The sequence below is a fragment of the Vulcaniibacterium gelatinicum genome (assembly GCF_008033445.1).
Taxonomy (GTDB): Bacteria; Pseudomonadota; Gammaproteobacteria; order Xanthomonadales; family Xanthomonadaceae; genus Vulcaniibacterium_B; species Vulcaniibacterium_B gelatinicum.
This window is the reverse complement of record NZ_VNKO01000007.1, coordinates 121,600-128,865: the sequence shown is the minus strand read 5'-3', so window position 1 is coordinate 128,865 and position 7,266 is coordinate 121,600. Positions and strand designations below refer to the sequence as shown.

Here is a 7,266-nt window from a genome sequence, read left to right as displayed (position 1 = left end):
CGGACATCTGGTCGCTCCGGTTGGCTTGGCAAGGTGTGGTAACCACCAATCTACCGAAGGCCAGGTGTCCGCCCCTCTCAGGGGCTACTGGAGGGGCGGACTGTCGGGGAAATACTCAACACGAACACGTGGGGCGCGCGAACCAAGCTCGTAAGCTTCCCCCTCCGGCAGACGGGGGCGGGCATGGCCCGGCCCCCGTCGTCCGTCCTCAGAAGCGGTAGTTCACGCCGATGCGGAAGACGTTGAAATCGAGGTCGTGACGGACCGATTCGGTGTAGGCCGGGGAGACGAAGGTGCTGCCCGGCTGGTACACCGTGTCGTAGCGGAAATCGTCCATGTCGTTGACGAGGTATTCCGCGCGCAGCGACCAGCGGTTGCCGAAATCGCATTCGTAGCCCAGCCCCCATTGGGTGCCGTCCACGCGGTCGGAATACACGCCGAGCTTGCGGTAGCCGCCGTTGCTGACCACGCTGGCGGCAGCGTCCACGTCCACCTGGGTCCAGCCGGCGGCGAGGTACAGCAGATGGCGGCCGAAGGCATGGCCGAGCCTGGCGCGCAACGAGGCCTGGTTGTCGAGTTCGATCCTGTTGCCGAAGTCGTAGCTCAGGCTTGGAAACGCGGGCACCGGGGTGGGGCCGGTGTTGCGCGCGTCGTCCATGCCGAGCTGGCTGTAGTCCAGCTCCATGCCGAGCACCGTGCCGTTGGCGAACTGGTGGTCGTAACCGAACTGCACGCCGTACACGCTGCCGTCGGGATCGAGCTTGGTGGACCAGGAGGAGGAGACGTGGTCGCGAAGCGTTTGCGGCTCGCTGCCCCATTGCCCGCCGAGGGAGACCTGGGCATGCGATTCGCCGCTGCCATGGCCGGCGTGGAGGCCGACGTGCCAGCCGGAAAAATCGGCGTCGGCGGCTGCCGCGTCGGCGCACAGCATGCAGGCAGCGAGGAGGAGAACGGTTCGTTTCGACATGATGGGACCTGTGTGGTTTGGGAACAGGGGCGCCGCCACGAATGCGTGGACGACCCCCCATCCAACGCAGAAGCATCATCGCAGTGGACAGGCCGGGCTCACTTTGCACCGGCGCCAACGGTTTGCGGTGGCAAGACGGGGCGGACTCCACCCTATGCCGCCGTCACCGGCGCGGGCCGCCGCGGCCAGCCGAAGTACGTCCGCCACGCGTACCCCCACGGCACCACTGCCGCGAGCAGCGGCAGGGGCAGGAACGAGGCGGCGATCTCGCCGGTGGGGGTGCCCCACAGGGTGCCGGCCTGCCACAGCGGCCAGGCGACGAAGCCGAGCCAGATCGCCTTGTAGCCGATGGTGAAGAACATCAGCGGCAGCCAGCGCAGCGGGCGGAACAGGCCGAACAGGGCGAGGGTGGGGTAGGTGGCCCACACCGCGACGGTGACGGCGCGCACCGGGTCCCACGGGCCTTCGTGCATCAGCAGTCCGCGCCAGGCGGTGGGCGCGACGAACACCAGCATCAGCAGGAAGAACAGGCGCAGGCCCCAGCGCTGGATCGGGCGGACGCCTTCGTGGCGCGGATCGGGGGCGAACAGGCGGGCGAGCATGGCTCATTCCTCCGAGGGCAGCGTGGGGTCGTAGGCGAGCAGGTCGCCCGGCTGGCACTGGAGCGCCGCGCAGATCGCTTCCAGCGTCGAGAAGCGGATCGCCCTGGCCTTGCCGGTCTTGAGAATGGACAGGTTGGCGACGGTGATGTCCACGCGCGCGGCGAGTTCGGTGAGCGTCATCCGGCGCGCGTGCAGCAGTTCGTCGAGGCGGACCACGATGGCCATGTCAGACCGTGCCTTCGAGGTCGGCGCGCATGCGGGCGCCGTGCGCGAACACGCCCGACAGCACGAACAGCAGCAGCACGGCGAGCCACGGCGTGAACGAGAAGCTGCCGATCCGCCCGGGTTCCCACACGGTCGAGGCGATCCAGCCGATCAGCAGGCGCAGCACTTCCAGCGCCAGCACGCTCCAGGCGATGGCGTCCAGGCGCCGTGCGTTCTCCAGGACGAAGGGATCGCCGGCGCGCACGCTGTCCACGATCGCCAGCAGCCGGCGCAGCATCGGGTGCACGATCGCCGCGCCGACCACGCCGAGGAACACGATCGCCCGCAGCCCGGCCGGGAGCCAGGGATGCAGGCTGGCGAACTCGCCCAACGGCCGCTCGGGCCAGCCCTCGATGAAGAAGCTCCAGACGAACAGCACCGCCAGCACAGCGGCGTAGAGCAGGTTGAGCACGGTCAGCCCCCGGATCACCGGGCGGGCGACGGCCAGGGCACGGGCGGACATGCGGTTCATGGGCGCTCCCCGGAGCGGGCGTATTGAAAAACAATATGGCAAATATCGGAAAACAATAAAATAGGCCGGAAGGCATAGGTCGTTCCGTGCACGGCCGATCCGCAGTGCCGCCGTTCGTCGTCCCTGCAGTACGCCTGAGCTCCTCGTGCCCATCCGAGGATTCCCGTGAGCCCCGAATCCCCCTCCGCTGCCAGCGCCGCGCCGACCGGTGAAGCCGCGGACAGCCCGCAATGGGGCGAGGCGAAGGTGTCGCGCGTCCACCCGCGCGGCGCCGCCTCACTCCCCCAGCCGATTGATCTCCGCACACTCCACCACCGGCGGCGGATCCGGATCGCGCGCCAGGCGCAGCATGGCGCGGCCGAGGCGGGCGGTGGAGGTCATCAGGTTCGGCATCAGGCGCACGCCAACACCCATCAGCGGGCCGGCGATGGCATACAGCACGGCGAGCGGCGGGTGCGGCGAGCGCTCGCCGTGCACCGGCTGGATGCCGCCGGGGCGCAGCATCACGGTGCGGATCGGCAGCGCGGCCAGCGCGCGTTCGGTCTCGCCCTTCACCCGCAGCGGCATGATCCTGCTGTCCGGGTCGGCGTAGGCGCCGGAGATGTAGAGGAAGCGCAGCCCCGGATCGAGCCGCGCCAGGGTGCGGGCGACGTTGAGGGTGAGGTCGAGGGTGACGCGGCGATACTCGGCTTCCGGCGTGCCCACCGGCGGGGCGCCGGCGCAGTAGAAGCAGGCGTCGAATGGATGCAGGCGGTCCTCGACCGCGCGCAGATCGGCGAAGTCGGGCGCCACGATGTCTTCCAGCCTGGCGTGCGTCTGCCCGCTCGGCCGCCGCCCGAGCGCGGCGACGCGGGTGACGTCGGGATCGTGCAGGCACTCGTGCAACACGCCCTGGCCGACCAGTCCGGTGGCGCCGGTGAGGAGGATGCGCATGGCGGGCTCCGGTAGGACGTCACGCAGAGACTAGCGCAGGCGCGGCGAAGGCGGTGTCGGTTCCTCTTCGTCATTGCAGGCATCGGGCACGGCCGATGCGAGAGTGGCGCACGCCCTGCGGGTGCCGCCTCACCCGCCCCAGGCCTTGAGCGTGAGGAACTCGCGCCGCGTCTTCGGGCCGTAGGTGAGGAAGGCCGGGTCGGGCGCGTTGCGGTATTCCTCGCGCTCGCGCGCGATCCGGTCGCCGCGCAGGTGCACGCGCAGCACGTCCTCCGGCACGGCGTACACCTTGAGCGCGTTGCGGCCGAAGATCCTGGCGCGGATGTCCGGCGTGATCTCCGGGTAACCGTGTTTTTCGCGCAGTTCCGGCGCGATCTGGAAGGTGCGGAAGGCCTGGATCTGGTCCTGCGGGCTGCCGTACCAGATCGAGTCGGTGCCCCACAGGATGTTGTCCGGGCCGACGTACCTGAGCAGCTTGCCCAGCGCGTGCGCGGCCGAGTCCGGGTCGCGCATCAGGAAGCGCCAGGTGGAACCGAGTTCGGCGTACACGTTGCTGCCGTGGCCCAGGCCCGCCTGCCGCAGCGAGGTGATCAGCGCATCAATGCCGTCGCGGCGCGATTCGTCGTACGGGCCCTCCGGCGCACCGGCGACGAAGCCGGAGTGGTATATCAGGAAGTTGACGTCCGGGAAGCGCCGGGCCACGCGCCCGACGTCGGCGCAGGTGCTGTGCTCGTACGACTGCGGGCCGAACGGCAGTCCCTTGTGGATGGCGATGTTGCGGATGCCGAGCCGGCGCGCCTTCTCGATCATCGCGATGCCGGGCTCGTCGTCGAGCCAGAACCCGCGGCCGTCCGGCCCCCACTGCGTGTAGGTCTTCCAGGCGCGGATCGGGAAGCGTTCGGCCAGGCGGTCCATGTCCTCCAGGTCGCCGGGCTGGTTCGGGTTCACGCGGCCGTGCAGGAACAGCCGGTGCGTGCCTTCCATGCGCTCGACGATCGCGGCCACCGCCGCGGCCTCCTCGATCGTGAGCGGTTGGCGCTCGCGGGTGGAGGGCACGAACGAGAGCACCATCAGCGAGGTGTCCGAGTCGAGGAACACGTCGCGGATGAAGGCATCGGGCCCGAAGCATTGCAGGTGGTTCAGGTTCCCCGGCAGCGCCGCAGCGGCGCAACCCTGCGTGTCGAAGCTCGCCAGCGGGCGTGCGCCCTCCGGCAGGCGGCGCGTCCAGGCGCCGGTGGGATTCACGAAATGGCCCTGCACGTCGAAGATGAACTCGTCGCCCTCCAGCGCTGCGCGCGCGGCGTCGGCGTCGTGCGCGGCCTCGGGGTCGAGGTCGAACAGGCCGCCGCGCCTGCCGGCCGCGGCGTAGGCCGCGTTCATCGCCAGCAGCGTGGTCGCCGCGCCGCAGGCGGACACCAGGAAGTCGCGGCGCGAAACGCCGAGCCGGCGCGCCAGGCCGGTGGCCCATTCGCGCGCGAGCTGGCGCGCGTGGCGGTGCTCCGGCGCCAGCGGTACCGGCATGAACTCGCCGTTGCTGGTGCTGTCGAGCTTGATCGGCAGACGCAGCCCGTCCGGATCCTGGCGCTGGCGCATGGGGCCTCCCTGCAACGGCGCGGGGAGGCCCACCATAACGCCGTTCCATCCGGCGGCAAATGGGGGAGAACCCCCGGGCGGCGGTGGCCCTCACAGTTCGATGATCGGCTTGAATCCGCCCCAGAACATGCGCCGGGCATCGAACGGCAGGCGCTTCGGGTCGGCCATGTCGGCCAGGCGCGGATCCTTCATCACCAATGCGTTGATCCGGTCGCGGGCGCGGCGCGAGCGGAACACGATCCACGCGAACACCACGACCTCGTCCGGCTTGAGCTTCACCGCCTGCGGGAACGAGGTCAGCTTGCCGGGCTGGACGTCGTCGGCGACGCACTCGACGTAGGCCAGCGCGCCGTGTTCCTTCCAGATCCGGCCGGCCTTGCGCGCCAGGCGCCGGTAGGCCGCGAGGTTGGCGCGGGGCACGGGCAGGACGTAGCCGTCTACATAGCTCATGGAACCTCCTCGGTCGGGGTGGCGTGGTAGGTAAGGGGAATTGCCTTCGAGATCCTATGCAGGAACCTGCGGTGTCGGGTCATTCCTTGCCGATCGCCTCGACCTGGATGCGCAGCTCGACGGTCATGTCGAACCCCAGGTCCTGGCCAGCGGGCAGGCCACATTCGCTGCGGTCGAAGGTCATGGTGCCGCGGGTGCGGTTGAACTTGCCGCGCCAGAACGACAGGCCCATGTGGTCGGCCTCGAAGCTCGGGTAGGTGTGGTCGGGGTCAATCTCGTAGATCGCCTCGGCCGCGGCGGCGGGCAAGGCGAGGGCGAGAGCGAACAGGGCGGGGGCGAGACGGGTCATGGACGGCTCCTGCGGCGTTGGTCTCGTGCGCGAAGCGGCGCACTTGCCAGGACGACGGATGGGCGGGGCGGATTTCGACATGGCCCGGCCGGCACTTCCTCGTTCCGGAACGGCAGGCGTACCCTCGGGCCTCCTTCCCGCGCGGAGGTCGGCATGGCCCGGGTGGTGCTCGCTTCGGCATTGTCGCGCTGGCTGCCGCAGGCGCCGCCGGGCGGCGGCGAGGTGGCGCTGGAGGTGCCGGGCGGCAGCCTGGCGGAGGCGCTCGAGGGCGTGTTCGCGCGCCACCCGACCCTGCGCGGCTACGTGCTCGACGAGCGCGGCGCAGTGCGCCACCACGTGGCGGTGTTCGTGGACGGCGAGGCGATCCGCGACAAGCGCGACCTGGGCCAGGTGCTCGGCGCGAACGCCGAGGTGTACGTGATGCAGGCGCTGTCGGGAGGCTGAGCGATGTCGGACCGGATCCTGGCGTGCACCCGCAAGGGGCTGTTCGTGCTCGAACGCGGTGCCGCTTGCAACGAACCCTGGCGCATCGCCCGCACCGCGTTCCTCGGCGACAACGTCGCCAACGCGCTCGCCGACCCGCGCGACGGCAGCTGGTACGCGGTGCTCGACCTCGGCCATTTCGGCAACAAGCTGCACCGCTCCGACGACGAGGGCTGCAGCTGGCAGGAATGCGCGGTGCCGGCCTATGCCGAGGGCGACGAGGTGGTGATGGGCGACGGCAAGCCGGCCCAGCCGGCGACGCTGCGCCTGCTGTGGACGCTGGAGGCCGGCGGGGCGGACGAACCGGGCCGGCTGTGGGCCGGCACGATCCCCGGCGGCCTGTTCCGCTCCGACGACCGCGGCGCCAGCTGGACCCTGGTGCGCGGGCTCTGGGACCGGCCCGAGCGCCACGGCTGGTTCGGCGGCGGCTACGACTTCCCCGGCATCCATTCGATCTGCGTGGACCCGCGCGATCCGCGCCGGCTGCTGGTGGCGATCTCCACCGGCGGCGTGTGGCGCAGCGAGGACGGCGGCGAGACCTGGGCCCAGACCGCGCAGGGCATGCGCGCGGCCTACCTGCCGCCCGAGCAGGCGTACGAGCCGAACGTGCAGGACGTGCACCGCCTGGTGCAGTGCCGCGCCGCGCCGGAACACTGCTGGGCCCAGCACCACAACGGCGTGTTCCGCAGCACGCGCGGCGGCGGCGACTGGCAGGAGATCACGACGGTGCGACCCTCGGCGTTCGGGTTCGCGGTGGCGGTGCATCCGCACGACCCGGACACGGCCTGGTTCGTGCCCGCGATCAAGGACGAGAAACGCTACCCGGTGGATGCGCAGCTGGTGGTGGCGCGCACCCGCGATGGCGGCGCCAGCTTCGAGGTGTTGCGCGAGGGCCTGCCGCAGCAGGATGCCTACGACCTGGTCTACCGCCACGGCCTGGCGGTGGACGGCAGCGGCGAACGCCTGGTGTTCGGCTCCACCACCGGCGGCCTGTGGACCAGCGACGACGGCGGCGACCGCTGGCACCTGCTGCCGGCGCGGCTGCCGCAGGTGCTGGCGGTCGCGTTCGCCACCTGAGCGGCGGCATGTTCATTCCCGATTGGGCACCGCATGCCGGGGACGGCATAGACTTGTTGCGTGGCTCCCGCATCCC

10 protein-coding genes are annotated in these 7,266 nt (G+C 70.6%); 2 read left to right on the top strand and 8 right to left on the bottom strand.

Annotated features, from left to right (window positions below; translation table 11 throughout):
- Positions 1 to 208: 208 nt before the first annotated feature.
- The 8 genes from FPV26_RS06330 to FPV26_RS06295 all read right to left on the bottom strand — a co-directional run bounded on the left by FPV26_RS06330 (position 209) and on the right by FPV26_RS06295 (position 5,630).
- Complete coding sequence (locus tag FPV26_RS06330; protein ID WP_181952571.1) at positions 209 to 931, bottom strand: outer membrane protein; 723 nt, start codon at positions 929 to 931, stop codon at positions 209 to 211.
- A gap of 188 nt (positions 932 to 1,119) precedes the next feature.
- The gene (locus FPV26_RS06325; protein WP_147652866.1) at positions 1,120 to 1,569 is read right to left on the bottom strand and encodes a hypothetical protein; all 450 of its coding nucleotides are present in this window, start codon (positions 1,567 to 1,569) and stop codon (positions 1,120 to 1,122) included.
- A 3-nt stretch (positions 1,570 to 1,572) separates the two neighbouring features.
- On the bottom strand, positions 1,573 to 1,794 hold the full coding sequence (locus FPV26_RS06320; RefSeq protein WP_147652865.1) for a helix-turn-helix domain-containing protein: 222 nt from the start codon (positions 1,792 to 1,794) through the stop codon (positions 1,573 to 1,575).
- 1 nt (position 1,795) lies between these two features.
- A complete protein-coding gene (locus FPV26_RS06315) occupies positions 1,796 to 2,305 on the bottom strand; it encodes a DUF2975 domain-containing protein (RefSeq protein ID WP_181952570.1) in 510 nt (169 codons plus the stop codon).
- Positions 2,306 to 2,581: 276 nt separating this feature from the next.
- Positions 2,582 to 3,238 (bottom strand): NAD-dependent epimerase/dehydratase family protein, encoded by a 657-nt coding sequence (locus tag FPV26_RS06310; protein WP_147652863.1) that lies wholly within the window; start codon positions 3,236 to 3,238, stop codon positions 2,582 to 2,584.
- A gap of 129 nt (positions 3,239 to 3,367) precedes the next feature.
- Positions 3,368 to 4,831 carry an amidohydrolase family protein gene (locus FPV26_RS06305; protein ID WP_147652862.1) on the bottom strand — a complete coding sequence of 488 codons (1,464 nt, stop codon included), beginning with the start codon at positions 4,829 to 4,831 and terminating at the stop codon, positions 3,368 to 3,370.
- A gap of 90 nt (positions 4,832 to 4,921) precedes the next feature.
- Positions 4,922 to 5,281, bottom strand: coding sequence for a DUF1428 domain-containing protein (locus FPV26_RS06300; RefSeq protein ID WP_147652861.1), 360 nt, complete (start codon positions 5,279 to 5,281; stop codon positions 4,922 to 4,924).
- 79 nt (positions 5,282 to 5,360) lie between these two features.
- Positions 5,361 to 5,630, bottom strand: coding sequence for a YceI family protein (locus FPV26_RS06295; protein WP_246109225.1), 270 nt, complete (start codon positions 5,628 to 5,630; stop codon positions 5,361 to 5,363).
- Positions 5,631 to 5,783: 153 nt separating this feature from the next.
- Here FPV26_RS06295 and FPV26_RS06290 point away from each other — a divergent pair, with 153 nt between their 5' ends.
- A complete protein-coding gene (locus FPV26_RS06290) occupies positions 5,784 to 6,074 on the top strand; it encodes a MoaD/ThiS family protein (protein ID WP_147652860.1) in 291 nt (96 codons plus the stop codon).
- 3 nt (positions 6,075 to 6,077) lie between these two features.
- A complete protein-coding gene (locus tag FPV26_RS06285) occupies positions 6,078 to 7,190 on the top strand; it encodes a WD40/YVTN/BNR-like repeat-containing protein (protein ID WP_147652859.1) in 1,113 nt (370 codons plus the stop codon).
- Positions 7,191 to 7,266 lie beyond the last annotated feature (76 nt).